The organism is Erythrobacter sp. SG61-1L (genome assembly GCF_001305965.1).
Lineage (GTDB): Bacteria > Pseudomonadota > Alphaproteobacteria > Sphingomonadales > Sphingomonadaceae > Andeanibacterium.
This window is the reverse complement of the sequence record NZ_JXQC01000003.1, coordinates 3,359,913-3,386,080: the sequence shown is the minus strand read 5'-3', so window position 1 is coordinate 3,386,080 and position 26,168 is coordinate 3,359,913. Positions and strand designations below refer to the sequence as shown.

General features: G+C 64.8%; 24 protein-coding genes and 1 tRNA gene. 20 read left to right on the top strand and 5 right to left on the bottom strand.

The annotated features are described in order from the left end of the window. The first annotated feature begins 10 nt into the window (after window positions 1-10). Complete coding sequence (locus SZ64_RS16560; protein ID WP_162225128.1) at window positions 11-1,384, top strand: SPOR domain-containing protein; 1,374 nt, start codon at window positions 11-13, stop codon at window positions 1,382-1,384. A 97-nt stretch (window positions 1,385-1,481) separates the two neighbouring features. Here SZ64_RS16560 and SZ64_RS16555 read toward each other — a convergent pair whose 3' ends face one another. Together SZ64_RS16555 and SZ64_RS16550 are read right to left on the bottom strand one after the other, a co-directional pair. Then, complete coding sequence (locus SZ64_RS16555) at window positions 1,482-2,714, bottom strand: dihydroorotase (RefSeq protein ID WP_054531827.1); 1,233 nt, start codon at window positions 2,712-2,714, stop codon at window positions 1,482-1,484. Then, complete coding sequence (locus tag SZ64_RS16550) at window positions 2,714-3,763, bottom strand: aspartate carbamoyltransferase catalytic subunit (protein ID WP_054531826.1); 1,050 nt, start codon at window positions 3,761-3,763, stop codon at window positions 2,714-2,716. Before SZ64_RS16550 ends, SZ64_RS16555 begins: the two co-directional genes overlap by 1 nt. Window positions 3,764-3,914: 151 nt before the next feature. Between SZ64_RS16550 and sppA the strand changes: the two genes are divergently transcribed. From sppA to SZ64_RS16500, 10 genes are all read left to right on the top strand, one after another. Further along, on the top strand, window positions 3,915-5,819 hold the full coding sequence (gene sppA / locus SZ64_RS16545; protein ID WP_054531825.1) for a signal peptide peptidase SppA: 1,905 nt from the start codon (window positions 3,915-3,917) through the stop codon (window positions 5,817-5,819). A 104-nt stretch (window positions 5,820-5,923) separates the two neighbouring features. After that, window positions 5,924-5,998, top strand: a tRNA-Val gene (locus tag SZ64_RS16540). Window positions 5,999-6,193: 195 nt separating this feature from the next. Beyond that, window positions 6,194-6,799, top strand: coding sequence for a helix-turn-helix transcriptional regulator (locus tag SZ64_RS16535; protein WP_241773069.1), 606 nt, complete (start codon window positions 6,194-6,196; stop codon window positions 6,797-6,799). A 204-nt stretch (window positions 6,800-7,003) separates the two neighbouring features. Continuing rightward, window positions 7,004-7,501, top strand: a complete 498-nt coding sequence (locus SZ64_RS16530) for a hypothetical protein (protein WP_054531823.1) — start codon at window positions 7,004-7,006, stop codon at window positions 7,499-7,501. Then, a complete protein-coding gene (locus tag SZ64_RS16525) occupies window positions 7,485-7,988 on the top strand; it encodes a MarR family transcriptional regulator (protein ID WP_054531822.1) in 504 nt (167 codons plus the stop codon). Before SZ64_RS16530 ends, SZ64_RS16525 begins: the two co-directional genes overlap by 17 nt. 64 nt (window positions 7,989-8,052) lie before the next feature. Further along, on the top strand, window positions 8,053-8,250 hold the full coding sequence (locus SZ64_RS16520; RefSeq protein WP_054531821.1) for a DUF2892 domain-containing protein: 198 nt from the start codon (window positions 8,053-8,055) through the stop codon (window positions 8,248-8,250). 43 nt (window positions 8,251-8,293) lie between these two features. Further along, window positions 8,294-9,568 (top strand): serine--tRNA ligase, encoded by a 1,275-nt coding sequence (serS, locus tag SZ64_RS16515; protein ID WP_054531820.1) that lies wholly within the window; start codon window positions 8,294-8,296, stop codon window positions 9,566-9,568. A 14-nt stretch (window positions 9,569-9,582) separates the two neighbouring features. Then, complete coding sequence (surE, locus tag SZ64_RS16510) at window positions 9,583-10,335, top strand: 5'/3'-nucleotidase SurE (protein WP_054531819.1); 753 nt, start codon at window positions 9,583-9,585, stop codon at window positions 10,333-10,335. Between the two features lie 44 nt (window positions 10,336-10,379). Further along, complete coding sequence (locus tag SZ64_RS16505) at window positions 10,380-11,138, top strand: M23 family metallopeptidase (RefSeq protein WP_054531818.1); 759 nt, start codon at window positions 10,380-10,382, stop codon at window positions 11,136-11,138. Next, the gene (locus tag SZ64_RS16500) at window positions 11,138-12,184 is read left to right on the top strand and encodes a potassium channel family protein (RefSeq protein ID WP_054531817.1); all 1,047 of its coding nucleotides are present in this window, start codon (window positions 11,138-11,140) and stop codon (window positions 12,182-12,184) included. Before SZ64_RS16505 ends, SZ64_RS16500 begins: the two co-directional genes overlap by 1 nt. Window positions 12,185-12,191: 7 nt before the next feature. Here SZ64_RS16500 and SZ64_RS16495 read toward each other — a convergent pair whose 3' ends face one another. Continuing rightward, complete coding sequence (locus SZ64_RS16495; protein WP_054531816.1) at window positions 12,192-12,590, bottom strand: DUF1761 domain-containing protein; 399 nt, start codon at window positions 12,588-12,590, stop codon at window positions 12,192-12,194. A 71-nt stretch (window positions 12,591-12,661) separates the two neighbouring features. On the opposite strand from SZ64_RS16495, the gene rimO reads away from it, so the two are divergent. The 9 genes from rimO (at window position 12,662) to SZ64_RS16450 (ending at window position 24,126) form a co-directional block, all read left to right on the top strand. Further along, window positions 12,662-14,041 (top strand): 30S ribosomal protein S12 methylthiotransferase RimO, encoded by a 1,380-nt coding sequence (gene rimO, locus SZ64_RS16490; protein WP_054531815.1) that lies wholly within the window; start codon window positions 12,662-12,664, stop codon window positions 14,039-14,041. Continuing rightward, window positions 14,041-14,457, top strand: coding sequence for a secondary thiamine-phosphate synthase enzyme YjbQ (locus SZ64_RS16485; protein ID WP_054532325.1), 417 nt, complete (start codon window positions 14,041-14,043; stop codon window positions 14,455-14,457). The genes rimO and SZ64_RS16485 overlap by 1 nt, the downstream gene beginning before the upstream one ends. 137 nt (window positions 14,458-14,594) lie before the next feature. Next, a complete protein-coding gene (gene zwf, locus SZ64_RS16480; RefSeq protein ID WP_054531814.1) occupies window positions 14,595-16,031 on the top strand; it encodes a glucose-6-phosphate dehydrogenase in 1,437 nt (478 codons plus the stop codon). A gap of 158 nt (window positions 16,032-16,189) precedes the next feature. Beyond that, window positions 16,190-18,028 carry a phosphogluconate dehydratase gene (edd, locus tag SZ64_RS16475; RefSeq protein ID WP_156313670.1) on the top strand — a complete coding sequence of 613 codons (1,839 nt, stop codon included), beginning with the start codon at window positions 16,190-16,192 and terminating at the stop codon, window positions 18,026-18,028. After that, on the top strand, window positions 18,028-19,035 hold the full coding sequence (glk, locus tag SZ64_RS16470; RefSeq protein ID WP_054531812.1) for a glucokinase: 1,008 nt from the start codon (window positions 18,028-18,030) through the stop codon (window positions 19,033-19,035). Before edd ends, glk begins: the two co-directional genes overlap by 1 nt. Further along, window positions 19,032-19,646 carry a bifunctional 4-hydroxy-2-oxoglutarate aldolase/2-dehydro-3-deoxy-phosphogluconate aldolase gene (eda, locus tag SZ64_RS16465; protein WP_054531811.1) on the top strand — a complete coding sequence of 205 codons (615 nt, stop codon included), beginning with the start codon at window positions 19,032-19,034 and terminating at the stop codon, window positions 19,644-19,646. The genes glk and eda overlap by 4 nt, the downstream gene beginning before the upstream one ends. A gap of 13 nt (window positions 19,647-19,659) precedes the next feature. Then, on the top strand, window positions 19,660-22,443 hold the full coding sequence (locus SZ64_RS16460; RefSeq protein ID WP_054531810.1) for a phosphoenolpyruvate carboxylase: 2,784 nt from the start codon (window positions 19,660-19,662) through the stop codon (window positions 22,441-22,443). Between the two features lie 85 nt (window positions 22,444-22,528). After that, complete coding sequence (locus tag SZ64_RS16455) at window positions 22,529-23,326, top strand: FkbM family methyltransferase (RefSeq protein ID WP_054531809.1); 798 nt, start codon at window positions 22,529-22,531, stop codon at window positions 23,324-23,326. Between the two features lie 92 nt (window positions 23,327-23,418). Further along, complete coding sequence (locus tag SZ64_RS16450) at window positions 23,419-24,126, top strand: L,D-transpeptidase family protein (RefSeq protein WP_054532324.1); 708 nt, start codon at window positions 23,419-23,421, stop codon at window positions 24,124-24,126. A 3-nt stretch (window positions 24,127-24,129) separates the two neighbouring features. Here the strand turns inward: SZ64_RS16450 and tilS are convergent, their stop codons facing one another. Further along, a complete protein-coding gene (gene tilS, locus SZ64_RS16445) occupies window positions 24,130-25,002 on the bottom strand; it encodes a tRNA lysidine(34) synthetase TilS (RefSeq protein WP_277813754.1) in 873 nt (290 codons plus the stop codon). A 93-nt stretch (window positions 25,003-25,095) separates the two neighbouring features. Continuing rightward, window positions 25,096-26,154, bottom strand: coding sequence for a hypothetical protein (locus tag SZ64_RS16440; RefSeq protein ID WP_054531807.1), 1,059 nt, complete (start codon window positions 26,152-26,154; stop codon window positions 25,096-25,098). Between the last annotated feature and the right edge of the window lie 14 nt (window positions 26,155-26,168).

The window sequence follows — 26,168 nt, the reverse complement described above, 5'->3', positions numbered from 1 at the left end:
GGATGTGACCATGAACCGCACCGCCAAGACGATCGGACCCAGGGAAGCAAGGCTGCTAGGCCTCGCCCTGACCACCGCGCTCGCCGGCGTAACGCTGACGGGCTGCGCATCTTCCGCACCGCCAGCCAATCTCTCGGCGTCCAAGGCTGAGGCCGCGCTGGCCAAGGGCAAGTATGAAACCGCCGTGCAGCACGCGGAAGCCGCCGTGCTGGCCGAACCGCGCAACGCGCAGTTCCGCTCGACGCTGGGTTCCGCTTATCTCGAAACCGGCCGCTTCGCTTCGGCAGCGACCTCTTTCGACGATGCGATGAAGCTGGGCGACAACTCGCCCCGCACTGCGCTCAGCCTGGCCCTTGCCCTTGCGGCAGACGGCAAGGGCGCGCAGGCATCCGCGCTGCTCAAATCCTATGAAGGCGATATTGCCGCAGGCGATCTGGGCCTTGCCTATTCGCTTGCCGGCCAGCCCGAACGCGGCATCCACGTGCTGTCCAATGCCCTGCGCAATGGCGAGAACACCGCCAAGGTGCGCCAGAACCTGGCCTATTCCTATGCGCTGGCTGGCCGTTGGCGCGAGGCCCGCCTGACGGCACAGCAGGATCTCGGCACGGAGAAAGTGGGCGACCGGATGGCCGAATGGGCCGCAAGCGTTCACCCCAACGCCTACCGCCAGCGGGTCGCCATGCTGCTGCAGGTGGCCCCGGCGATGAGTGATCCCGGCCAGCCGGTCCAGCTTGCCCTCGCCAATTTCCCGACCACGGAACAGCTCGCCAGCGAAGCAATTGCCGTGCCTGCCCCTGTGGCGGAGCCGGAACAGTCCGCCGTTGCGCTGGGCAATGAAGTGCAGGGCAATTACGAATTGCCGCCCATCGGCGATGCACCGGAACCGGCCTTCACTGCCCCTGCCTACAAGGCGCCCAGCCCGCAGCGCGTCAGCGACTTTCAGGCTGCTTTCTCGGGCAACGATACTGCTTCCACCGGCAAGGTCGCGCTCGATTCGCGCAGCTTCGTCGCGCCCGCTCCGAAGCCTGCCAAGGTTGCCGCAGCAAAGAGCGCGCCGGCCAAGGCGGCCAGCCGCGTTGCTGCCGCAGACGGCACGCATCTGGTCCAGCTCGGCTCGTTCTCCAGCGAACAGGGCGCACGCCGCGCATGGGGTATTTACGTGAAGCGCTATCCGGAACTGGCGAACCACGAAATGGTGCTGACCGAGGCCCGCGTGAACGGGCGGAATTACTGGCGTGTCGCCGCCGGCGGCTATTCGGCCGGCAGTTCGCGCTCCATGTGCGGCAAGGTCAGCAAGGCAGGCGGCGATGGCTGCATTGCCTATGCTCAGGGCCGCCCGCTGCCGGGCACTGTCGATGATGGACGGCGCCTCGCCAGCCGCTGACGCAGCGGCCTGAGAGCTTCCCCCGGAAGGCCCCCTGCGGAACCCCGCCGGGGGCCTTCCTTTCATTCAGGGAACGGGAAAGGGCAGCTGCGGGAATTCAGTTCCCGACCGGTACCCCGCCCTTGTAGAGCGCCGTGACACGGCCCTGCGCGGGCTGGCCATCGAACGGCGTATTGCCCGCGCTCGCTTCCATCTTCGCGGATTGCACGATCCACGGCTTTTCAGCGTCGATCAGCGCGATGTCCGCCTGCATGCCCTCGGCCAGTACCCCGGCGTCGACGCCCAGCAGTGCGGCCGGATTTGCAGCCAGCAGATCGAAGGCGCGGGCCATGTCGATTACGCCGTCGCGCACCAGCGTCAGCACCATGGCCAGGAGGGTTTCGGCCCCAGCCATGCCCGGTTCCGCATCGGCGAATGGCAGGCGCTTGTCTTCCGGTCCGCGCGGATCGTGGCCACTGGAAACGACATCGATCGTGCCCTCGCCGATTGCCTCGATCACCGCCTGCCGGTCCGCCTCTTCGCGCAGCGGTGGGGACATGCGGGCAAAGGTACGAAATTCCGCCGTGGCCAGATCGGAAAGCATGAAGTGGGCAGGCGTCACACCGGCCGTCACTGCCACGCCGCGCTGCTTGGCCGCCCGCACCAGATCGAGCGCGGCACGGGTCGTCACCTGCCGCAGGTGAATGCGCGCGCCCGTCAGTTCGGCCAGCGCGATGTCGCGAGCAACGGCAAGCGCCTCGGCTTCGGCCGGGGCACTGGGCAGGCCCATGCGCGTGGCCATCATGCCCGCCGTCGCAACGGCTTCGCCCACCAGCCCGCCATCTTCGGCATGGGTAACAACCACCATGTCCAGCATCGCCGCATAACGCAGCAGGCGAAGCATCACGCCAGAATCCGCGATCCAGCGGCGCCCGGTGGCAACGGCACGTGCACCCGCATCGCGCATCAGCGCAAGCTCCGCCAGATTGCCGCCTTCCAGCCCCACGGTCGCGGCGGCGAGCGGATGGACCCACAGGTCCGGCTTGCCGCTATAGGCCAGGAACTGGATGCGCGCCGGATGGTCCAGCGGTGGGCTCTGGTCGGGCATCAGTGCCGCGCGTGTGATCCCGCCGAAATGGAACGCGGGCTTGTCGACCGCGAAGACACCAAGGTCCACTAGGCCCGGCGCGACCAGCTTGCCAGCGGCATCGACGATTTGGTCGCCCACGTGCGGCGTAATATCGCCCAGCGCGACGATCCGCGCGCCTTCACAGCGCAGAGCGCCCTTACGAAGGCCGGCGGGTGTCACCAGGGTGCCATTGGTGATCGTAAACGGCAGGGGCTGCTTCATTATGCGATCTCCCCGGCCATGTCCGCCGCGCTCCAGCCCGGCACTCCGCGCGTCCGGCGGGTCAGCACTTCAAGGCAGGCCATGCGGATCGCCACGCCCATTTCCACCTGACGGGTGATGATGGAGCGGCCTTCCAGGTCGGCCACGTCGCTGTCGATCTCCACGCCGCGGTTCATCGGGCCAGGATGCATGATCAGTGCATCGGGCTCCGCCTTCCTCAGCCGCTTTGCGCTCAGCCCGTAAAGGTGGCGATATTCGCGAGTGGAAGGCACGAACTGCCCGTTCATCCGCTCGTTCTGCAGCCGCAGCATCATCACCACTTCGGCCCCGTCCAGCGCGGCATCGAAATCGTGGAACGGCTTCACTCCCATTTCCTCGATCCCGGCGGGCATCAGCGCAGGCGGCGCACAGACGCGCACTTCTGCGCCCAGCGCGGTGAGGCAAAGGATGTTCGAACGAGCCACCCGGCTGTGCAGAATGTCCCCGCAGATCGTTACGCGCAGGCCCCACAGGCCCTCCGCAAACTCATTGCGCCCACGCTCACGCAGCGCATGGCGCAAGGCCAGCGCATCCAGCAGGGCCTGCGTGGGATGTTCGTGCTGGCCGTCTCCCGCATTCAGCACCGGGCAATCGACCTGTTCGGCAATCAGACGCACTGCACCGCTGCTGGCATGGCGTATGACGATGGCATCGGCGCGCATGGCGTTAAGCGTCACTGCCGTGTCGATCAGCGTTTCGCCCTTCTTCACGCTGGACTGGGCCGCATGCATGTTCACCACGTCGGCGCCCAGCCGCTTGCCCGCGATTTCAAAGCTCAGCAGCGTGCGCGTGGAATTTTCGAAGAAGGCGTTGATGATCGTCAGGCCAGACAGCAGATTGCTGTGCTTGGAAGGCTGGCGATTGAGGGCCACCCATTGTTCCGCCTCTTCCAGCAGGAACATGATTTCATGGGTCTGGAGCTGGCCGATTCCCACAAGGTCACGATGCGGGAAGGCCTGCCATCCGGCCGGAAAACGGCCTGGCGCTGAGGGGATTGGCGTCGCTGTCATTAAAGCCGGGGCAATAGGCACAGTTTGCGCCCATGGCAACGCCCGGCATCGATCCACATCGGTGGTTTGAGTGGTTTCCTGTGGAACCTCCGGCGCCCCGCGCCTAGATGTCGATTTCGAACGGACCCTTTCAGGATCGGGATACAGCTGAATGAGTTTTGCAGGAAAAGTCTGGCGCCTGTTGGTCGGGATCAAGGATGCGCTCTCGCTTGCATTCCTGCTGCTGTTCTTCATGGCGCTGTTCGCCATCCTCAGCGCCCGACCCAGCCCCGGCGTGGTGCGAGATGGCGCCCTGTTCCTCCAGCTTGATGGCTCCGTGGTGGAAGAAGCATCCGCCATCGATCCGCTCGAAGCGCTGGTCAGCCAGCAATTGCCCGCCTCGCAATATCAGGCGCGCGACCTTGTCACCGCCATCGACGCGGCAGCCACCGACAAGCGGATCAAAGCCGTGGTGCTGGACCTCTCTTCCTTCACCGGGGGCGGGCACATCCACATGCAGGAAATCGGCGCCGCGCTGGACCGGGTGCGCAAGGCGAAGAAGCCGGTGCTCGCATTCGCACTGGCCTATACCGACGATTCCATGATGCTGGCAGCCCATGCCAGCGAAGTGTGGGTCGACCCCATGGGCGGCGCGATCATCGCCGGCCCGGGAGGGGACCGCCTCTATCTCAAGGGCCTGCTCGATTACCTCAAGGTCAATGTCCGGGTCTATCGCGTGGGCACCTATAAGAGCGCGGTCGAACCCTATATGCGCAACGACATGTCGCCAGAGGCGCGGGAGAACGCGCAGGCGCTCTATTCGTCCATATGGGAGGAATATAAGGCCAATTTCCGCAAGGCCCGCCCGCAGGCGGACATCGACCGTGTAACGAAGGACACGGTGGCATGGTTGCAGGCCAGCGGCGGAGATCCCTCGAAAGCGGCACTCGATGCGAAACTGGTCGACAAGGTCGGCGATTGGGAAGCCTTCGGCAAGCATGTGGCCGGGATCGTTGGTGCTGACCCCTTCGACACTGCGCCCGGCTCCTTCGCCAAGACCGAACTCAAGCCCTGGCTTGCCGCCGTCAAGCCGGGATCAGGCGGCCGCAGCCTGACCGGTGGCAAGACGATCGGCGTCATCACCATCGCAGGCGAGATCAGCGACGGCGATGCCGGCCCCGGCGAAGCGGGCGGCGCGCGCATCTCCGGCCTGCTGGACGAGGCGCTGAACGATAATCTGGCTGCACTGGTGGTGCGCGTGGATTCACCGGGCGGCACGATTACAGGCTCCGAAGCGATCCGCAGGGCGATCCTGCGCCACAAGCGCAAGGGCATCCCCATCGTCGTCTCCATGGGCAATTACGCAGCCAGCGGCGGCTATTGGGTATCCACCCCTGCCGACCGCATCTTCGCCGAACCCGAAACCGTGACCGGCTCCATCGGCGTCTATGGCGTCGTGCCCACCTTCGAGAAGGCGCTCGGCTTCTGGGGAGTAGGATCGGACGGCGTAAGGAGCACGCCCCTATCCGGCCAGCCGGACATATTGTCCGGCTTCACTCCCGAAATCGATTCGGTGCTGCAGCAAACGGTTGAACACGAATATGGCGTGTTTCTTTCGCTAGTGGCCAAATCGCGAAACATGACGCCACAACAGGTAGACCGGATCGCTCAGGGCCGTGTGTGGGACGGTGGCACCGCTCGCCAGATCGGCCTGGTAGACCAGTTCGGCGATGTCGATGCAGCCATCGAATGGGCCGCGCAGAAGGCAGGCCTGAAGCAGGGCGAATGGCAGGTGCACTATCTTGGTGGCGGTACGGACCCCTATCTTTCGCTGATCGAGCGACTGCTGGGCAGCGAATCCGAGACCACGGGAACGGCATCTTCCCGCGACCTGTTCGCCACTGTCGCGGGCCGGGAAGAGCAAAGGATGGGGCGTGCGGTGCAAGATCTCGGCCGGCTGCTCGAAAACCGGGGCGCACAGGCCTATTGCCTTGAATGTGCACCAAAAACTGCAAGTACGCCGCAGGTTTCCGCCACCGGCAGGTTTGCAGCGCTGGCCGCCTGGCTTGGTCGTTGATGGCAGGTGGAGCAGCTTGCTCCGTCTTTGCGCTTGAGTTTGGATGAAAGGCATGGCAAGGGCGCGCCCCTGCCGTGAAGAGCTTGCCTCTTTCACCGATCGGCGGGCGCGTAGCTCAGTGGTAGAGCACACCCTTCACACGGGTGGGGTCGCAAGTTCAATCCTTGCCGCGCCCACCATTTCCCCACCGGAGATGGCCCTTGCCCCCGAGGCTGTGCCCTCGCGCGCGTTCCATTTTGACGTTTTGTCAAAATAATAAGGGACATCACGTAAGGGGCTGACGAAACTTCACAATTTCCGTTCGAAAACGGATACATCGGCCTTCCCGAACCCCGGTGTTCGGGTTGCCTTGTCCGCGAACCGTCCATATTGAATTGAGCCAGAAACACAGCCAGCCAATTGAAGTTGAAGCGTTTCATAGTGAAGCGCAGCCATGGAACGGGCGCGCCAGGGTCGTTATGGACAGGGATTCATCCCGAGACGAAATTGCCCTGCTAGCGGCACTGACCGCCAAGCAGAAGGAGGTGCTCGATCAATTGGTCCAGCACAAGACGTCGAAGGAAATCGCGCGTGAACTGGGCATCTCTCCGCACACGGTCGACCAGCGCATTCAGTTCGCCAAGTCCAAGCTCGGTGCGGCCACTCGCGGGGAACTGGCGCAGGAATATCGTCGCATTTGCTCCATATGCGACGCAATGACATATGAAAATTCACGTATAGCCGAAACGCTCGAACCCGCCGAGATTGCAACAATGGACGGCGGGGCTCCAGAGCCGCCCGATTTGGCTGAAGCGAATGATACGTCGGAGGCTGAATTGGGCGACGCTAGCGACACCCCTGTCGTCCCAGAGATTTTCGAGGGGCCGTATGGCAACCTGATGCGGATCGGTACGATCCTGTTGCTCGCGCTGATCATTCTGATCCTCGCTTTGGGCAGCATGGCGGTCTTCACCGAAGCATCGCGCATATTGGGACGCTGACCCCCGCGGAATCTCGAGGCCGGACAAGCCATGGCAGTAAGGCCAGAAAGAACGAGGACGCGACGCGATGAAAGCCAGCCACTTATACCTGCAGGGCAGCCCGTGCTTTGATGCTGCAGATTGCAGGTCCAGCCGCATCGGCAGGACTCGCCTCGTGACGGCCTGAGTTACGTCAGGCGGAGTGGCGCATGAACGCCGGGTCGAATGTCCCTTTCTGTAACCCTGGTTCTCACGGCCACCGCGCTTATCCTGGCACTTGTCGCCTGGAAGGGCGGCGAGCCGGAGCGCTGGGGTGCCTTGCTCGTGGGCGCGCGGCATCTGCTGGTCGATCCACTTTATCACACATTGGGGGGGGAACCGGGCTTCGAAACGGTGGAGCCTGGCCACGCCATGATGGACTTCGCTCTGTTTCTGGCGATGGCATGGCTGGCTTTGCGGGCAAACCGGTTCTGGCCGATGTGCATGTGCGCAGCCGCGCTGATTACTCTGCTCGGGCACTTCGTCATCATCATCGGGATCGTCGGGAAACAGCGCGCCTATTGGGCGATGACGCAGCTTCCGCTGCTTCTGGAACTGGTCTGCCTCTTGGCAGGAACAGCACTTCATCGTGCCCGCCTCAAGCGGCTTGGGCCCTATCGCAACTGGCGGCGAACGACTGCGGCCTTTCCGGAGAAGCGAAAAGGCCATGAGCAAATCCGATGATCCGGGTGATTTCGCCAGCCGGCTTCTGGCTCTCAGCCAGCAGCTTCTCTCGATGGCGGGAGCAGTGAAGTCAGTGCCTGACGAAGAAGAACCTCAGCAGAACCCCTGGGGCACGCTTGGCGAAGTGCCGGACGAGACTCTGCTGGTCTACGTCGCAGAGGCAATATACCGGCACCGGCAGGCACGCCGCGAACTATTCCCGGTCGGTCTGTTCGGCGAACCGGGCTGGGACATTCTGCTGGACCTCTATATTTCCAGCAAGCGCAACCGGCAGGTGACGGTCAGCGACGCCTGCCTTGCCTCGCTGGTGCCTTCGACCACTGCCCTCCGCTCGCTTGCCCAACTCGAACAGGAAGGGCTGGTGGAGCGCCATCGCGATCCGCAGGATGGGCGGCGCATCTATGTTCGAATGCTGCCCGAGGCCGAAGTGCGCATGGTCGCCTATCTCACCGGCGTTTTGCGGGAACGGCAGGCCGCGGGATATTGAATTGACGCACGCCCCCTGCGTGGCATGATCGCCTCGTCGCACCTGGCACGAGAGGAGGCTTGCGATGTTCAAGACCAATGTCGGCGGGATTGACCGCACTCTGCGTATCATTGTGGGGCTGGTGCTTATCGCGCTGGTGTTCGTCGGCCCCAAGACCCAGTGGGGCTGGCTGGGCATCATCCCGCTCGCCACCGGCTTCCTGAGCACCTGCCCGCTCTATTCGCTGATCGGGATCAATACTTGCGGCACGAAGCAGGGCTGACACTTCTTGCATGGGGCGGGCCGAAACGGCATAGCCCGCGCCCATGCACGACCTGCGATATATCCGTGAGAATCCCGCCGAGTTCGACGCGGGCCTGACCAAGCGCGCGGCCGAACCGGCCTCGACCGTCATTCTGGACCTCGATGCCAGGAAGCGGGAAGTCACCACCCGTGTGCAGGAGGCGCTGAGCCGCCGCAACGAAGCCTCCAAGGCGATCGGCGCCGCGATGGGCAAGGGCGACAAGGAAACCGCAGAGGCACTGAAGGCCGAAGTGGCGGAACTGAAGCAGACCCTGCCCGCGCTGGAAGAGGACGAACGCGTCCTTTCCGCCGAGCTGGACGCTTTGCTGGCGGCCCTGCCCAACATCCCCGCCCATGACGTGCCGCTGGGCGCGGACGAGACGGACAATGTCGAAGTCGCCCGCTGGGGCACGCCGCGCGAATTCAACTTCACGCCGAAGGAACATGCCGATCTTGGCCCGGCACTGGGGCTGGATTTCGAAACCGGCGCGGCCATGTCGGGCGCGCGCTTTACCTTCCTGCGCGGACAGATGGCCCGGCTGCAGCGCGCCATCGGCCAGTTCATGCTCGATACGCAGACGATGCAGAACGCCTATACCGAATGCGCCGTCCCCCTGATGGTGCGCGACGAAGCCGTGTTCGGCACCGGGCAGTTGCCGAAATTCGCGGAAGATCTGTTCCGCACCACCGATGGCCGCTGGCTGATCCCCACGGCCGAAGTCAGCCTGACCAATGCAGTACGCGAACAGATCATAGAGGAAAGCGCATTCCCCATCCGCATGACCGCCCTCACCCCCTGCTTCCGCAGCGAAGCGGGCGCGGCCGGGCGCGATACGCGCGGCTATATACGCCAGCACCAGTTCGAGAAGGTCGAACTGGTCAGTGTCTGCCGCCCCGATCAGTGGCAGGTGGAACACGATCACATGGTCCGCTCGGCCGAATGCGTCCTCGAGGCACTGGGCCTGCCCTATCGCAAGGTTCTGCTGTGCAGCGGCGACATGGGCGCCACCGCGAAGAAGACCTATGACCTCGAAGTGTGGCTGCCCGGACAGGGCGCTTATCGCGAGATCAGCTCGATCAGCTGGTGCGGCGAATATCAGGCGCGCCGGATGAATGCCCGCTTCAAGCCGGAAGGTTCGAAGCGCACGGAATTCGTCCACACGCTCAATGGCTCTGGCCTTGCCGTGGGCCGCACGCTGGTGGCGATCCTCGAGAATTACCAGCAGGCCGATGGTTCGGTGGAAGTGCCCGCCGTGTTGCAGCCCTATATGGGCGGCGTGACGGCGCTGGAAGCCTGAGGAAAGGCAAGGCAATGCGCATCCTCCTCACCAATGATGACGGCATCAACGCCCCCGGCATGGAAGTGCTGGAAGCCATCGCGGCGCAGCTGAGCGACGATGTGACCGTCTGCGCCCCGGCGGAGGAAAATTCCGGCGCCGGCCACTCGCTCACCCTGCACATGCCCGTGCGCCTGCGCGAGCATGGCGGGCGCCGCTTCTCGGTTACCGGCACCCCCACCGATTCCGTCAATCTCGGCCTCAGCAAGCTGTTCGCCGATGGCAAGCCTGACCTCATCATTTCCGGCATCAACAATGGCGAGAACCTTGCGGATGACGTGACCTATTCGGGCACTATCTCCGCTGCGATGGAAGGCGCACTGGCAGGCATCCCGGCCATCGCTCTGAGCCAGGCAACACGCGAACGGGGTCATGGCTTTGCCGCCGCCGAGGCATGGGCCGAAAAGGTTCTGCGCCCGCTGCTGGACATGCAGATGGCCAAGCGCACCGTCATCAACGTCAACTTCCCGGCGCTGGCGGCCGAGGAAGTACGCGGCATTCGCGTGACCCGACAGGGCTTTCACGATTATTCGCGCGGCTCCGTTGTGGAAGGCGTCGATCCTCGCGGGCGGCCCTATTTCTGGTTCGGGCTGGAAGATGTGGAACACACGCTGGACCATGGGACGGACCTTGAAGCCGTGAATGACGGCTATATCTCCATCACCCCGCTCCAGCTCGATCTGACCCATCACGCAGCCATCGGTGCTCTGGCGGAACGGTTCGCCTGATGCACTTGCGGCGCGCAGGCCTTTGCGCATTGCCCCTTGCGGCAATGCTGCTGACTGCCGCGCCCGCCACAGCCGCGCCCGATCCGGCGACCGAGACCGAGCATGTCGTGACCGCAGGCGAAACGCTGAGCGGCATTGCCAATCGCGCCAAGGTACCGCTGGTGGCGATTGCCGAAGCGAACGGCCTTGCCGAACCCTATGTGGTCAAGCTCGGCCAGAAGCTGATCATTCCGCGCCAGCGTGTCCACGTGGTCAAGGCAGGCGACACCGGCTTTGCCATCGGCTTTCAATATGGCGTGCCCTTCAGCCTGATCGCACAGGCCAATGGCATCGCCTCCGATGCCGTGCTGAAGGTCGGGCAAAGGCTGATCATCCCGGCCGTGATTTCCAACCCCAGGCCGATCGAGATTACCCAGCCGTCCTTCCGCCGCCCGCATGACGGGCCGGTGATCCTTGGCTGGCGTCGCCGCCCGGATGGCGGCGGACATGAAGGCGTGGATTTCCGGGTGAAGGATGGCGACATGGTGCGCGCCGCTGCATCCGGCACCGTGATCTTTGCGGGCAAGGCACCCGAACGCTTCGGCAATCTGGTGGTGATCGACCACGGCAATGGCTGGCACACCGCCTATGCCCATCTGCAGAAGGTCACCGTGAAGAAGGGCGAGACGATCCGCGCGGGCGAGCGTGTGGGCCTGGGCGGACACAGCGGCGAGGCGACGGGGCCTGAACTCCATTTCGAAGTCCGCCAGAACGGCCAGCCGGTCGATCCCGCACCGCTTCTCGGACTGAAAGAGGGCGGCTGATGAAGCGGCCCTTTTCCGCCACCCGCCGCTTCCGGCCGCTGCGCCGCGCCGTGCGGGTGCCGGTATGGGCCGACCTGTTCCTGCGCCTTTCCGCCGCGCTGGCGCTGATCTTCATCGTGGTGCTGGTGCATTATGCCGACCGCGATGGGTTAGTGGACAATCATGATGGGCACGTCAGCTTTCTTGACGTGGTCTATTTCACCATGATCTCCATCACTACCACCGGCTTTGGCGACATTGCCCCGATCAGCGACCGTTCGCGCCTGATCGAGGCGGTGATCGTCACGCCGATCCGTTTCGCGGTGATCTTCATCTTCGTCGGCACCGCCTATAATTTCATCATCAAGCGCAGCTGGGAGAGATTCCGCATGGCCCGCATCCAGAAACAGCTTTCCGGCCATGTCGTGGTTCTGGGCTTTGGCGTCAGCGGCTCCGAAGCGGTGGCCGAACTGATCGAACGTGGCACCGATCCGTCTTCCATCGTGGTGATGGACAGCAGCGAGGAACGGCTGCAGATCGCCGAGGACATGGGCTGCAACGTGATCTGCGCCGATGCCGCACGCGACGAGAACCTGATGGCCGTGCGCATCGCACAGGCACAGACCGTGCTGGTTTCCGCCGGGCGGGACGATGCCTCCATCCTGATCGTGCTGACCGTGCGCCACCTCGCGCCCAGCGTGCCGATCAGCGTAGTGGTGCGCGCGGAGGATAACGAAATCCTAGCCCGGCAGGCCGGGGCCGACAATGTGATCAACCCGGTGCGCTTTACCGGCCTGCTGCTGGCCGGATCGGCACAGGGCAGCCATGTGGCCGATTATCTGGCCGACCTCGCCTCTGTCTCCGGCCGGGTCCAGCTGGTCGAACGCCCGGTGCGACCGGACGAGCTGGGCAAGCCGCTCAGCAGCCTGGCAACCGGCGGCATGGGCCTGCGCATCTATCGCGGCACAGAGGCGGTTGGTTTCTGGGAGGAAGGCGCAAAGGCCCTCCAGCCCGGTGATATCGTGGTAGAAATCCTGCCCACCTGCGCGGAAGAAAAGTCTTCCTGACGGCCGATCAGTAGAACGCCAGATGCACGGCACCCATGGCCGCCATGCCCACCAGAAAGTGCCCGGAATCGATCAGGAACAGCTTCAGCGGCTTGCGCTGGAACAGGTAATTGATCGCAATCGCCGGGATCATCAGCGCCCCGGCGAAGCCCAGCGCGAACATCATGATCACATGGGCCGGCGGGCTGGTACGGGCAATCTGGTGGCCCAGCATCCACGAAATCACCAGTTCCGCCACGAAGCACAGGCCGAAGATCATCGGCATGTTCGCGCCCCTGATCTGGTCCTCGCTCAGCCCCGCCAGCTTCTGCCATGCCTTGCCGAACAGCAGGCTGTACCACACCGCGCCAACCGCGAAGAAGGCGAGCGCGCCCAGAAAAACCGCCGGATAGTTGATCGGACCCATGCTATAACCTCCCGTCGCGCGCGCATGATTGCGCGTGACTCCGCCGGTCAGGATAGATAGGGGCGCGCGCCATGGCCACAACTATCAAGGAAGCCCCCAAGGTCGGGATGGTCAGCCTCGGCTGCCCCAAGGCACTGGTTGATTCCGAACGCATCCTCACTCGCCTGCGGGCAGACGGCTACACGATGAGCCCGGATTATTCCGGCGCGGACGTGGTGCTGGTCAACACCTGCGGCTTCCTCGATTCCGCGAAGGAAGAAAGCCTTGCCGCCATTGGCGAGGCGATTGCCGAGAATGGCCGCGTGATCGTGACCGGCTGCATGGGCAATGAGGCGGAACTGATCCGCGCCAAGTTCCCCGATGTGCTGGCCGTGACCGGCGCCCATCAATACGAGCAGGTGGTGGAAGCCGTCCACGACGCAGCCCCTCCGGGACAAGGGCCCTTCGTGGACCTGATCCCTGCGCGCGCCGATCTGGCCGATGTGAAGCTGACCCCGCGCCATTACAGCTACCTCAAGATTTCCGAGGGCTGCAATCACTCCTGCGCCTTCTGCATCATCCCGCAATTGCGCGGCAAGCTCGTCAGCCGCCGCGTGGACGCGGTGCTGCGCGAGGCGGAAAAGCTGGTGGCCGCCGGCACGAAGGAACTGCTGGTCATCAGCCAGGACACTTCTGCCTATGGCGTGGACGTGCGGCACGAGGAACGCGAGTGGAAGGGCCATCCCGTCCGCACCCATATGACGGACCTTGCGCGCGAACTGGGCCAGTTGCGCACGCCGGAAGGCGATACGCCCTGGGTGCGGCTGCACTACGTCTATCCCTACCCCCATGTCGACGCGGTGATCCCGCTGATGGCGGAAGGGCTGCTGACGCCCTATCTCGACATTCCCTTCCAGCACGCCAGCCCCAATGTGCTGAAGGCCATGAAGCGTCCGGCCAACGAGGCGAAGGTGCTGGAGCGGCTGAAGGCATGGCGCGATATCTGCCCGGACATCGCGATCCGTTCCAGCTTCGTGGTCGGCTTCCCCGGCGAGACGGAAGCGGACTTCCAATATCTGCTGGACTGGCTGGACGAAGCCCAGCTCGATCGCGTGGGCGCCTTCCGGTTCGAACCGGTCGAAGGTGCGGCCGCCAATGACCTGCCCGGCGCCGTGCCGGAAGAGGTCAAGGAAGAACGCTACGCCCGGATCATGGAAAAGACTGAGGCGATCAGTGCGGCCAAGCTACAGGCCAAGATCGGCCGCACCCTGTCCGTCATCATCGACGAAGTGGGCGAGCCCGACGAGGATGGCGACATCGGCGCCACCGGCCGCAGCCAGGCCGACGCCCCGGAAATCGACGGTGCGGTCTATCTGCGCAATGTCCCGGAGAGCCTGAAACCGGGCGATTTCGTGCAGGTGGAAATTGAAGACGCCGACGCACACGATTTGTTCGGCGCGATTACAGAGTGATCAGGCAGTCTGTCGCTCGCCTGGAATTCCAGACCCGCGGGCGCGGACTGACCGAGATTACCCAAGAAATCTCCTCCTGGATTGAAGAGACCGGCATCGAGACCGGCCTTGTCACACTGCATTGCCTGCACACCTCCGCATCGCTGCTCATCACTGAGAACGCATCGAGCGCGGTGTGGCGAGATATGGTGGCGTGGCTGGACCGGGTGGCGCCGGAGGGTGGGTATTATGAGCATGACGATGAGGGGCCGGACGATATGCCTGCCCATCTCAAGGCGGTGCTGACGGGCGTGAATATGTCCATCCCGGTGATCGGTGGCCGTATGGCGCTGGGCACTTGGCAGGGCATCTTCCTGGCCGAGCATCGCCGCTCGCCCCATCGGCGTAAAGTGGCGGTGCATTTGCTCGGGGAATAAAACCCGGTCCGACGGGTCGCCCGGAGGCAATTTTTTGCGCGGTCCGGGCGCTGGCCAAGCCCCGCCAAACCTGTTAGCCATGTTGCAATGCAACAAGAGTCATCGCTTCGGTCGGACGGAAAGGGGGGCGCCCCACGATGAGCTTCACCGCAGACCGGTTGCTTCTGTTCGGCGCCACGGGCGACCTTGCCCAGCGCATGCTTCTCCCTTCGCTCTGTGCGCTCGATGCCGATGGGCTGGTCGATCCCGATCTGCGGATCGTGTGCACTGCCCGTTCGGACCATGACACGCCGGAATTCCGCAATTTCGCGCGCGCGGCGCTGGAGAAATTCCTGCCTGCCGAACGGCGCGGCGGGGTGGCGACCTTCCTCAACCGGCTGCATTACCAGACGCTGGATGCCACCGATCAGGCTGGCTACGAAAAGCTGGCCCAGATGGTCGGCACGCCGGAAAGCGGGCTGGCTATTTTCCTGTCCACCGCGCCTAGCCTGTTCGAGCCGACCATTGCCGGGCTGCAGGGTGCGGGCCTGACGCAGGGCAATGTCCGCATCGGGCTGGAAAAGCCGCTGGGGATCGACCTTGGCAGCAGCCGCGAGATCAACGATGCCGTGGCCGCTGCCTTCCCCGAGGACCGGATTTTCCGCATCGACCATTATCTGGGCAAGGAAACCGTCCAGAACCTGCTGGCCATGCGCTTCGGCAATATCCTGTTCGAGCCCTTGTGGAACGCGGCCCATATCGACCATGTGCAGATCACCGTGGCCGAAACGGTCGGGCTGGAAAGCCGGGTCGATTTCTATGACGAGGCCGGTGCACTGCGCGACATGGTGCAGAACCACATGCTGCAACTGCTGGCACTGGTGGCGATGGAGCCGCCGGTGAGCTTCGATGCCACGGCCGTGCGTGACGAGAAGGTGAAGGTGCTGCGCTCGCTGCGGCCGGTATCCTCAGGCGAGACGGTGACCGGCCAGTATCGGGCAGGCGCGATAACCGGCAAGGCCGTGCCCGGCTATGACGAGGAACTGGGCCGCGACAGCGACACGGAAACCTTCGTCGCCATCAAGGCTCATGTCGACAATTGGCGCTGGAAGGGCGTGCCCTTCTACCTGCGCACCGGCAAGCGCATGTTCAAGCGCACGACCGAAATCCTCATCCAGTTCCGCCCGGTGCCCCATTCGATCTTCGGCAAGAGCACTCGCAGCGTGCCCAACAGCCTGCTTATCGGCATCCAGCCGGAAGAAAACGTGACGCTGAGCCTGATGGCCAAGGTGCCCGGGCTGGACCGTGACGGTATCCGCCTGCGGCAGGTGCCGCTCAACATCGCCATGCCCGATGCCTTCAGCGGCACACAGCGGCGCATTGCCTATGAACGCCTGCTGCTGGACCTGATCGAGGGCGACCAGACCCTGTTCGTCCGCCGTGACGAAGTGGAGGCACAGTGGCAGTGGATCGACCAGATCCGCGCCAATTGGCACGAAGACACTCTGACGCCCAAGCCCTATACCGCCGGCAGCTGGGGGCCGAGCGCTGCCATCGCACTGGCGGAACGCGACGGGGTGACGTGGCATGAGTGACTGGGCATGAATAGGGTGAACCGTAAGATCCTCCCCCACCGGGGGAGGTGGCAGACGCCCAAGGCGGCTGACGGAGGGGGCTCACGGGCCGCACAGCGCCTGAGGCAAGCCCCCACCACCAGCCTGCGGCCGGTCACCCTCCCCCGTGGGGGGAGGATCTGATGGTGCTCCACCCCACCATCGCCCGCGTGACCGAACGTGTCGTCGCCAAGTCGAAGGCCAGCCGCGCCGCCTATCTGGAACTGATGGAGCGTGAGGCCGGACGGCGACCGGATCGCAATCAGATGGCCTGTTCCAACCTCGCCCATGCCTATGCCGGGGCGCTGGAAGACCAGCAGGCGCTGAAGGCGCATCGCGGGCCGAACCTGGCCATCGTCACGGCCTATAATGACATGCTGTCCGCCCATCAGCCCTATGGCTCCTATCCCGCGCAGATGAAGCTGTTTGCCCGCGAAGTGGGCGCCACCGCACAGGTGGCTGGCGGCACGCCTGCCATGTGCGACGGGGTCACTCAGGGGCAGGACGGGATGGAGCTGTCGCTCTTTTCCCGCGATGTGATCGCTCTTTCCACCGCCGTCGCGCTCAGCCACGAAATGTATGACGGCGTGGCGCTGCTGGGCATTTGCGACAAGATCGTGCCCGGCCTGCTGATCGGCGCGCTGCGTTTCGGCCATCTTCCGGCGGTGTTCATACCTTCCGGCCCCATGCCCAGCGGCATCGCCAACAAGGAAAAGCAGAAGGTCCGCCAGCTTTACGCCGAGGGCAAGGCGAGCCGCGCGGAACTGCTGGAGAGCGAAAGCAAGAGCTATCACTCGCCCGGCACCTGCACTTTCTATGGCACAGCCAACTCCAATCAGATGATGATGGAGATGATGGGCCTGCACATGCCCGGCGCTGCCTTCGTGCCGCCGAACACGCCGCTGCGCCAGGCGCTGACCCGCGCCGCGACCCAGCGGCTGGCGGGCATGGCGCAGGATGGCGGCGATTATCGCCCCCTGTCCCGCTGTGTGGACGAGAAGGCCATCGTCAATGCCGCCATCGGCCTGCTGGCCACGGGCGGATCGACCAATCATGCCATCCACCTGCCCGCCATCGCGCGGGCGGCAGGGGTGCAGTTCGACTGGGAAGACCTTTCGGACCTGTCCTCCGTCGTGCCGCTGGTGGCGCGCGTCTATCCCAACGGATCGGGCGACGTGAACCAGTTTCATGCGGCAGGCGGCATGGGCTATGTGATCGGCGAGCTGCTCTCTTCCGGGCTTGCCCATGGCGACATCCTGACCGTGGCGAGAAGCGAAGGCCCGGAAGGCCTTGCCGCCTATGCCGACGAGCCTTTCCTGAGTGACGGCACACTTGCATGGCGCGACACCGGCCCTTCGGGCGACGATGCCATGCTGCGCCCCGCCGCCACGCCGTTTCAGGCCGATGGCGGCATGCGTCTGGTCGAAGGCAATCTGGGCCGCGCCTGCTTCAAGACCAGCGCGGTGGAAGCCGAACGCTGGACCATCGAGGCACCCTGCCGGGTGTTCGAACGGCAGGAAGACGTGATCGCCGCCTTCAAGGCCGGCGAGCTTGACCGCGACGTGGTGGTCGTGATGCGCTTCCAGGGCCCGCGCGCCAACGGCATGCCTGAACTGCACAAGCTGACCCCGCCGCTGGGTGTGCTGCAGGATCGCGGATACCGCGTGGCGCTCGTCACCGATGGGCGCATGTCCGGCGCATCGGGCAAGGTTCCCGCCGCGATCCATGTCACGCCCGAGGCACTGGCAGACCGCAACGGAACCCCCGGCCCGCTGGCCCTGCTGCGCGATGGCGACGTGGTGAAATTGTGCGCCACCACCGGCACGCTTTCCACCAGCGCCGACCTTGCTAGCCGCACCCCCGCCCCGGCGCCCGCCGCGCAAATGGGCGTGGGGCGCGAATTGTTCGCCATGTTCCGCCTCAATGCCGATGGCGCGGAACAGGGCGGCTCGTCCATGCTGGCCATGGCGGGCCTGTGATGACGGACCTCGTCGCGCTTGACATTGGGGGCACCCATGCCCGCTTCGCCCTCGCCTCCATCGGCGCGGATGGTGCAATCACGCTGGGCGAGCCGGAAACCCTGAAGACGAGCGACTTCGCCAGCCTGCAAACCGCATGGGAAGAGTTTGAGCGCCGCTGCGGCTGCACCCTGCCCCGTGCCGCCTCCATCGCCATTGCCGGTCCGGTAACGGGCGAAAAGGTGCAGATGACCAACAATAGCTGGGTCATCCACACCGGCGCCATCGACGAGCAGCTGGGGCTGGACGAGGCCATCGTGCTGAACGATTTCGCTGCCGTCGCCCATGCCGTGGCCCGCGCGCATGAGGACGAGTTCCTGCATCTGAGCGGCCCGAACGTGCCCCTGCCCTGCACCGGCACGATCAGCGTGCTCGGCCCCGGCACCGGCCTTGGCGTGGCCTATCTGCGGCGCGAAGGGCCGCACCGCTATCACGTGCAGGCCACCGAAGGCAGCCATATCGACTTCGCGCCGATCGACCCGATCGACGATGCGATCCTGCTGCGGCTGCGCAAGCGCCATCGCCGCGTTTCGATCGAGCGGGTGGTTTCCGGCCCCGGCATCGTGGACATCCATCAGGCGCTGGCCGCCATCGAAGGCCGCAAGATTCCCGAAAGTGACGACAAGACGATCTGGGAACTGGGCCTTTCCGGCAAGGATAGCCTGGCCGCCGCCGCCGTAGAGAGGTTCTGCCTCTCGCTCGGCAGCGCGGCAGGGGATTATGCGCTGGCTCATGGTTCGGGCGCAGTGGTGATCGCGGGCGGGCTGGGCCTGCGCATCCGCGATACGCTCGCCGCATCCGGCTTTGCCGAACGCTTCCGCTTCAAGGGGCGCTACGAACAGATGATGGCCGGAATTCCGGTGAAGCTCATCACCCATCCGCAGCCGGGCCTGTTCGGGGCCGTGGCCGCATTCCAGAGCCAGATGAAGGGCCTGACGCAGGGCCAGAAGGAAGGAATACCGGCATGAGCCGCGCCATCGAACAGATCATGCTGACCGCGCCGGTGATCCCGGTGCTGGTTGTGGAAGATGCCGCCATTGCCCGTCCACTGGCAGAGGCGCTGGTTGCCGGCGGACTGAAAGTGCTGGAGGTCACCCTGCGCACTGCCGCCGCGCTCGACGTGATCCGCGAGATGAAGCAGGTGCCCGGCGCCATCGTGGGTGCTGGCACTGTCACCAATCCGGCCGAACTGGACGCCGCACTGGAAGCGGGCAGCGAATTCATCGTCTCGCCCGGCCTTACCGAAACTCTGGGCAAGGCAGCCATTGCCAGCGGCATTCCCTTCCTGCCCGGCATCGCCACGGCGGGGGACATCATGCGCGGGCTGGACCTTGGCCTGTCGCATTTCAAATTCTTCCCGGCGGCCACCTCCGGCGGCATTCCTGCGCTGAAGGCGCTGGCCGGCCCCTTCGGCCAGATCCGTTTCTGCCCCACCGGCGGCATCACGCAGGATAGCGCGCCGGACTGGCTGGCGCTCGATCCCGTCCTCTGCGTCGGGGGAAGCTGGCTCGTGCCCAAGGGTGCGCCCGATTACGCGGCGATCACCGAAGCAGCCCGAAAGGCAGCTCAACTCGCATAAGGAGAAACGCGGTATGAAGACAGTCTCCGACCTCCTCGCCCGGCTCGAACAGCTACGCGACAGGACAAGCGAGACCCCGCTCTTCAACCCCGCGTTTCAGCTCAGCCTGGAACTCTCCCGTGCGCTGGAGGGTGGGGAACTGGGCCTTGGCGACATGGAAGCCATGATTGCCGAGCTTGAATGCGATGCGCTGCAAAGCCGCGCCCGCAGGCTGCAACGGCTGGTCGCCCCGGTCGCGCCAGAGGCCAATCTGGCGAGCTTTTCCGGCAGGCTGGACGAAGAACCCGGCGATTACTGGGAATTCCGCAAGAGGTGGGAACATCCCCAGCTCCATTGCGTGTTCACCGCACACCCCACATTCCTGCTTTCCTCCGCCCAGACCGATGCCGTTGCCCGCGCCGCATCGCATGACGAACCGATCGATTCCGAAGTTTGCGTGGCCCCCGGCGAACGGCCGCGCATCACTCTGGTTTTCGAACATGAGCAGGCCATGGCCGCCATCGCCAATGGCGCCGCCGCGCGTGACCGGCTGGTGGAGACCCTGCTGGCAGAGGCCGCCCGCCGCTGGCCCGACAAGTGGCACGATTTCGAGCCGCTGCCGTTCCGCTTCGCCAGCTGGGTCGGTTACGATATGGACGGGCGGACCGACATCAAATGGTATGATTCCATCCATTTCCGACTGGTCGAGAAGGCCGGGCGGCTGGAACGCTATATCGCCGCGCTCGAAGCGATAGACGCCGCCCACCCCCTGCTCGGCACCTTGCGCGATGCCGCCAGCCATACGCGTGAACGCGCGGCGGATTTCGCAGGCGACCTGACCGATCCCGAAGTGCTGTCACAGGCCGCGAACCGGCTGACGGCGGAAGACCCGGCCAAGATCCTCACACTCGCCCCGCTGATCTCCGCTCTGGAGGAAGAGGCAACCGGTGCCAGCCTGCCGCGCGCCATCGCGCTGAAAACGCTGGCAGCCGCCATGCGGGCCGACGGGCTGGGTGCAGGCTGGATTCACTTCCGCGTCAATTCCAGCCAGTTGCACAATGCGATCCGCCGCGTGATCGGCGGAGACGGCACGCTCGATCTGGGCAGCAGGGGCGCCATGGTGCGCCTGCGCGAATTGGTGAAGGCGGCAAAGCCCCACCGTTCCAACTTCGCCGCCCTCGCCATCGAGAGCAGCACGGCCATCCGCCAGTTCCTCGCCATGGCGCAGATCCTGCATCATATCGATGCCGATGCGCCGATCCGCATGCTGATCGCGGAATGCGAACAGCCCGCCACGATCCTCGCCTCGCTCTATTTCGCCAAGCTGTTCGGCATTGCCCATAAGGTAGACGTCTCGCCCCTGTTCGAGACGGAAAGCGCGCTGGAACATGGCGGCCGCTTCCTCGATGCGCTGCTGGCCGAAGAGGCCTATCAGGATTACGCCCGCCAGCGCGGCCGTTTGGCGGTGCAGACCGGTTTCTCCGACGCAGGCCGCTTCGTGGGGCAAGTGCCCGCCAGCCTTGCCATCGAACGCCTGCAAGGGCGGCTGGCGCAGGCCATGGTCGCCAACCGGCTGACCGATGTGGCCGCGCTTATCTTCGATACCCATGGCGAGAGCATGGGGCGCGGCGCCCATCCGTCCAGCCTTGCCGACCGGCTTGCCTGGCCGCTTTCCACCTGGGCGCGGCGGCGTTTCGTGCGGGCGGGGATCGCGCTGGAACCGGAAGTGAGCTTTCAGGGCGGCGACGGCTATCTGTTCTTCTCCACCCCCGAACTGGCCCTGGCCACGCTCACCCGGATTGCCGAACTGCGCCCGGCGGAAACCGACCCGGATGCGCCGACCGACCTGTTCTATCGCCGCACTGACCTTTCGCTCGATTTCTACCGCGCCATTCGCGATCACCAGCGGCACCATCTGGAAAGCCGCACCTATTCGCGCGCGATCACGGCCTTCGGGCTGGGCATGCTGAACCCCACGGGCAGCCGCGTGTCCCGCCGCCAGTCGGACATCTCCGCCGACCGCGAAATGAGCCTGCGTCAGATCCGCGCCATCCCCCATAACGCGATTCTGCAGCAGCTCGGCTATCCGGTGAATGTGATCTGCGGGGTCGGCACGGCGGCGGACGGCATTTACGAGGACCTTGCCGCCCTGCTGCGCGAGAGTGACCGGGGCCGCCAGCTGATCCGCCTTGTCCGCGCCGCCAACGCGCTGGCCAGCGTGAAGACGGTGGCCGCCTATGGCGAATTGTTCAATTCGGCCTATTGGGCCAGCAGGCCCTATCGCGGGACCGAAGCCCATCTGTCCGATGCGTGCGAGGCACTAGCCGAATATCTCATCAAGGATGACCGGGCAGGCGTGTTCCGCCGCCTTGCCTCGCGCCTGCGGGTCGATGCGCTCAAGCTGCACCGCCTGCTGGAACTTGTGCCGGATGACAGCCCGATGGAAGACCGCGAGCCGGTGCGCCGTGCCATCGGGGTGCTGCAGGCAATCAGGCTGGCGCTGTTCCAGCACATGTTCATCCGCGCCGTATCCGTCCCTGCCTTCAGCCGGGCGAACGACATCAGCCGCGACGACGTGCTGGAAATGGTCTTCACCCTGCGCGTGGACGAAGCCTTGGCGCAATTGCGGCGGGCCTTCCCAACGCATTTCCCCAAGATCGGCGACTTCACGCTGGACGAGCCGACGGATTACCCGGAAGGCGTGGATGCGGGCTATGAATTCATCCGCCGCGATTTCGTGGATCCGATAGAGCGGGCGCACCATCTTTCGCTGCGCATCACCACTGCCATCGCCAATCATTTCGGCGCCCATGGCTGAGGCCGCTGTGACAGCGCCAGATTCCGCTTGCGGGGCTGTGCAATCCTTCTAAGCGACGCGAAACCGGATCAAGGGACGGGTCTCGATGGGTGCGATTTACGAATTCGGCGTGGCCCGCAATGCCAGGGTCGTGAAAGCGCGGATCAAGGGCACGGCCCATTCCGCGCTGGACAAGGTGTGGGGCATGTTCGGGGCGAAGTTCCACTGCAGCCCCGCCCAGTCGGTCTATGGCGTGCCGATGGTGCCCAATTTCAGCGACAAGACCTTCCGCTACTGCCTCTACGGCACTTACGGGAAGTACTTTTCCAACTATCTCGACAGCATCGATTTCGATTTCACCTTCATCGACATCGGCGCCAATCAGGGCCTCTATTCGCTGGTCGCCGCGCGCAATCCGCATTGCCGCAAGATCATCGCGTTCGAGCCGGTGAAGCGTACCTTCGACTTCCTGTCTGCCAATATCGAACTCAACGGCGCGGCTGACCGGTCGGTGCTGCTCAATGCCGCCCTGTCGGACCATGCGGGCACGGCCGAGATCGCGGTGAAAGCCAATCACAGCGGCGTTGCCTCGCTGGCGGGCCATTCCGGCATGGAAGGCCGCCCGACCGAGAGCATCACGCTGATGGATATCGCCGGGCTGGATGCCCACGTTCCTGCCGACCTGCCGGTAATCATCAAGATCGACGTGGAAGGGCATGAAGGCGTGGTGATCGCGCAATTGCTCAAATCCGCCCATTTCGGCCAGGTGAAGGCCGTGTTCCACGAAATGGACGAACGATGGGCCGAAGCGCCGAAGATCCGCAAGATGCTGGTGGAAGGCGGCTTTTCGAAGTTCCGCAAATTCGGCATCCGCCGCCACTACGACATTCTGGCCGAGCGCTGAGGGCTTAACTTTCGCAAGTACCGCGTCCCGCTGCGAGACGGCAGGCGCCTGCGCTCTGGAAATTTGCGGGCAATCCGGGCCATATGATTGCCATGGACCCGGCATTCAAATGGATCGGTGGCGCAACGGCCGCTGTGGTGCTCGCACTTGGCGGGGTGGCCCTTGGCTCCCATGCCTTTGCCGATCAGACAGCCGCGCCCAAGCTGACGGCGGAAGAGGTGCTGGACATGGGCAGTGCAGCGAACACCGCCGCTGTTCCCACTGCGGAAGGCCTCGATCCCGTCACACCCCCGCCCGGCGAAGAAGCACCCACTCCTTCGATCGCAGCTGACGAACCCTTCGTGATCAAGCGCGTGCTCGATATTCGCGAGCCAATCAAATACGGCCAGTGGTTCTGGGACGAGGACGGCGTGCCCGATGGCCCGCTGGTGATGACGGTGGATCTCGATGCGCGCGTGCTCTCCGTCTTCCGCGGCGGATATGAAATCGGCGCCACTGCCGTGCTGCTGGGCACGGACGATCACCCTACGCCGCTCGGCCGGTTCCCGATCCTGACCAAGGAACGGCACAACGTATCCGAGAAATACAACAACGCCCCCATGCCGTGGACCCTGCGCCTGACATGGGACGGGGTGGCGATCCATGGCGGCTCTCAGGTGGAAAACGGCTATGCCAGCCATGGCTGCATCGGCACGCCGGACGAATTCGTCTCGCGCCTCTACGCCATCGCCAAAAAGGGCGATGTGGTCATCATCACCAAGGGCAAGACGACCGGCGTCGGCCAGTCGCTGGTGGGCTGAACTTCAGTCCATCCCCGCGATTCGGCGGGGCGGTTCCTTACGCAAGGTCCAGCAATTGCCGTCCACTCGCGCCACTACGCCGCCGAGCGTAGCATCCTTGCCGTTGAGAAGTCGCCGCATGAGCAGGGCAACCGAACCGCCGCGCGGTTCCACCCCCAACATCCCGATCGCGCGGGCCAGTACGCGGATGCGGATCGCACCGGGGGCCTTGGGAAAATAGCGGATTTCCCCCTCTCCCACTTTCACGGCCTCTTCCCATTCGCGTTGGGCGGCCCATTGCATCACGCTTTCCACCTCGGCGAGGTGCGATGCGCTGGTGGCCACGGCGGCGACATCCAGCCAGTTTGCGCTCTTCAGCGCTTCCCTGATCCGCACCCGGTCGAATTTCGGGTTCTCGTTTGAAGGATCCTGCGCGGCTTCAAGGCCTGAACGCTCGATGATGCCGGCCAGGTCTTCCCGCCGCCAGCCGAGCAACGGGCGCAGCAAAGGCAGTTCGGTTCCCGGCACAGTGCCGCGCACCCGCACGCCCGCCAGACCGGCGACCCCGCTGCCACGATTAAGGCGCATGAGGAATGTCTCTGCCTGATCGTCCGCATGGTGCGCCGTAGCGAGCGCGCCCAGTTTGCGATCCTTCATCCATTTCGCCAGCGCCGCATAACGCGCGGCTCGGGCACGATCCTGCATGTTGCCGGGTGGCACCTTCACGGTCAGGATACGATGCGGAATGCCATAGGCGGCGCATAGTTCGGCCACCATCGCCGCTTCATGCGCGCTCTCGGGCCGCAAACCGTGATCTACGGTCGCTGCCTCGATCCGCTCGGGCATGGCGGCGCGGGCAAGCAACAGCAGGGCAAGGCTGTCCGGCCCGCCCGAAATGGCCAGGCCCAGCTTCTCGCCTTCTGGCCAGATCGCCGCGAGATCGCCCGCGAAGCGCGCGATCAGGGAGTGGGACAGCGCCTCAATGGCTCATCACCCCTTGGTGCATTTCACCTTGGCGACGTCTGCCTGGTACTGCGCCTGCAAACGTCCGGTGGCGATGGCGGGATAGACTTCGCTGAACTCGGCCAGCGCCAGACAGGCCCGGTTGGTATCCTTGATCGTGATCATCGCCTCGGCAAGGTACAGCAGGCTGTCGGCCGCGCGTTCGCCCGTCTTGTCCTGCTGATAGTTCTGCAGGAACCACTGTGCCGCGTCGCGCGGCTTGCCATCGTCCATATAGGCGCGGCCCAGCAGGTTGCGGGCATAGCTCATACGCCAGTGACTGGGATATTTCTGCACGAACAGGCCAAGCTGCTGCTGTGCCTCGGGATAGAATTTCGCGTCCCACAGGCGGAAGCCATAGGAATATTCGTCATCCCCGGCATCGTCCGTGGTCGGCTTGGCGATGGCCTGCACCGCGGCAAGGCGCGCGGCAGTAGGCCCGCTGGCCGCGGGAGAAGGCGCCGGTGTGGGCACCGCAACTGGGGCAGGAGTGGGCCGGGGAGCAGGCGTCTGGGACGCCGGGCGCGGTGCCGGGTTTGCAGTGGAGGGCACTGCCGCGAATTGCGCACCGCCCGAAGGCGCGGGAACGGTCCCGCCGCCAAGCAGGGGATCGGCAGGCAGGGCAGGCGCCTGTTCGGCCGCGCGGGCCTTCTCGATGTCGTCGACCCGAACGGCGAGCTGCGCGACGGCATGGGTGTTTTCTTCAGTCTGCGCGGTCAGCCGGGCAAGCTGGGATTCCAGCGAATCGAGCCGCCCCAAAATGTCCGTCACCGCGCTGGTCGAGGCACCCGCACCGGCACCGCCGGTAGTGGTGCCCGGCGTGGGCGTGATAACTTCGGGCGTAAAGAAGCGCCCATCGCCGCCGGGGAAGACCTGGCGCTGCAGTGCCTTGATCTCGGCCTCGATCTTGCGCAGCCGCGCCTCTGCATCCTGCGCGGAAGCGGCCTGCGGCAATGCCGCCAGACCGGTGCCCGCCAGGGCAATTGCCAGGACCATCGTGCGCGTGCGCGCCCAGCCGGTCACCATTTCCTGTTTCTCCTGTCGCATCGCGTGCCGCCAGT

What these genes read in the sequence shown, in the direction of transcription:
- eda (WP_054531811.1), top strand. Translation starts at nt 19,032, where the DNA reads ATGAGCCGCGCCATCGAACAGATCATGCTGACCGCGCCGGTGATCCCG.
- glk (WP_054531812.1), top strand. Translation starts at nt 18,028, where the DNA reads ATGACGGACCTCGTCGCGCTTGACATTGGGGGCACCCATGCCCGCTTC.
- SZ64_RS16505 (WP_054531818.1), top strand. Translation starts at nt 10,380, where the DNA reads ATGCTGCTGACTGCCGCGCCCGCCACAGCCGCGCCCGATCCGGCGACC.
- rimO (WP_054531815.1), top strand. Translation starts at nt 12,662, where the DNA reads ATGGCCACAACTATCAAGGAAGCCCCCAAGGTCGGGATGGTCAGCCTC.
- SZ64_RS16460 (WP_054531810.1), top strand. Translation starts at nt 19,660, where the DNA reads ATGAAGACAGTCTCCGACCTCCTCGCCCGGCTCGAACAGCTACGCGAC.
- SZ64_RS16525 (WP_054531822.1), top strand. Translation starts at nt 7,485, where the DNA reads ATGAGCAAATCCGATGATCCGGGTGATTTCGCCAGCCGGCTTCTGGCT.
- serS (WP_054531820.1), top strand. Translation starts at nt 8,294, where the DNA reads ATGCACGACCTGCGATATATCCGTGAGAATCCCGCCGAGTTCGACGCG.
- surE (WP_054531819.1), top strand. Translation starts at nt 9,583, where the DNA reads ATGCGCATCCTCCTCACCAATGATGACGGCATCAACGCCCCCGGCATG.
- zwf (WP_054531814.1), top strand. Translation starts at nt 14,595, where the DNA reads ATGAGCTTCACCGCAGACCGGTTGCTTCTGTTCGGCGCCACGGGCGAC.
- SZ64_RS16500 (WP_054531817.1), top strand. Translation starts at nt 11,138, where the DNA reads ATGAAGCGGCCCTTTTCCGCCACCCGCCGCTTCCGGCCGCTGCGCCGC.
- SZ64_RS16550 (WP_054531826.1), bottom strand. Translation starts at nt 3,763, where the DNA reads ATGACAGCGACGCCAATCCCCTCAGCGCCAGGCCGTTTTCCGGCCGGA.
- SZ64_RS16440 (WP_054531807.1), bottom strand. Translation starts at nt 26,154, where the DNA reads ATGCGACAGGAGAAACAGGAAATGGTGACCGGCTGGGCGCGCACGCGC.
- SZ64_RS16450 (WP_054532324.1), top strand. Translation starts at nt 23,419, where the DNA reads ATGGACCCGGCATTCAAATGGATCGGTGGCGCAACGGCCGCTGTGGTG.
- SZ64_RS16520 (WP_054531821.1), top strand. Translation starts at nt 8,053, where the DNA reads ATGTTCAAGACCAATGTCGGCGGGATTGACCGCACTCTGCGTATCATT.
- SZ64_RS16530 (WP_054531823.1), top strand. Translation starts at nt 7,004, where the DNA reads ATGTCCCTTTCTGTAACCCTGGTTCTCACGGCCACCGCGCTTATCCTG.
- SZ64_RS16555 (WP_054531827.1), bottom strand. Translation starts at nt 2,714, where the DNA reads ATGAAGCAGCCCCTGCCGTTTACGATCACCAATGGCACCCTGGTGACA.
- SZ64_RS16455 (WP_054531809.1), top strand. Translation starts at nt 22,529, where the DNA reads ATGGGTGCGATTTACGAATTCGGCGTGGCCCGCAATGCCAGGGTCGTG.
- sppA (WP_054531825.1), top strand. Translation starts at nt 3,915, where the DNA reads ATGAGTTTTGCAGGAAAAGTCTGGCGCCTGTTGGTCGGGATCAAGGAT.
- SZ64_RS16560 (WP_162225128.1), top strand. Translation starts at nt 11, where the DNA reads ATGAACCGCACCGCCAAGACGATCGGACCCAGGGAAGCAAGGCTGCTA.
- SZ64_RS16495 (WP_054531816.1), bottom strand. Translation starts at nt 12,590, where the DNA reads ATGGGTCCGATCAACTATCCGGCGGTTTTTCTGGGCGCGCTCGCCTTC.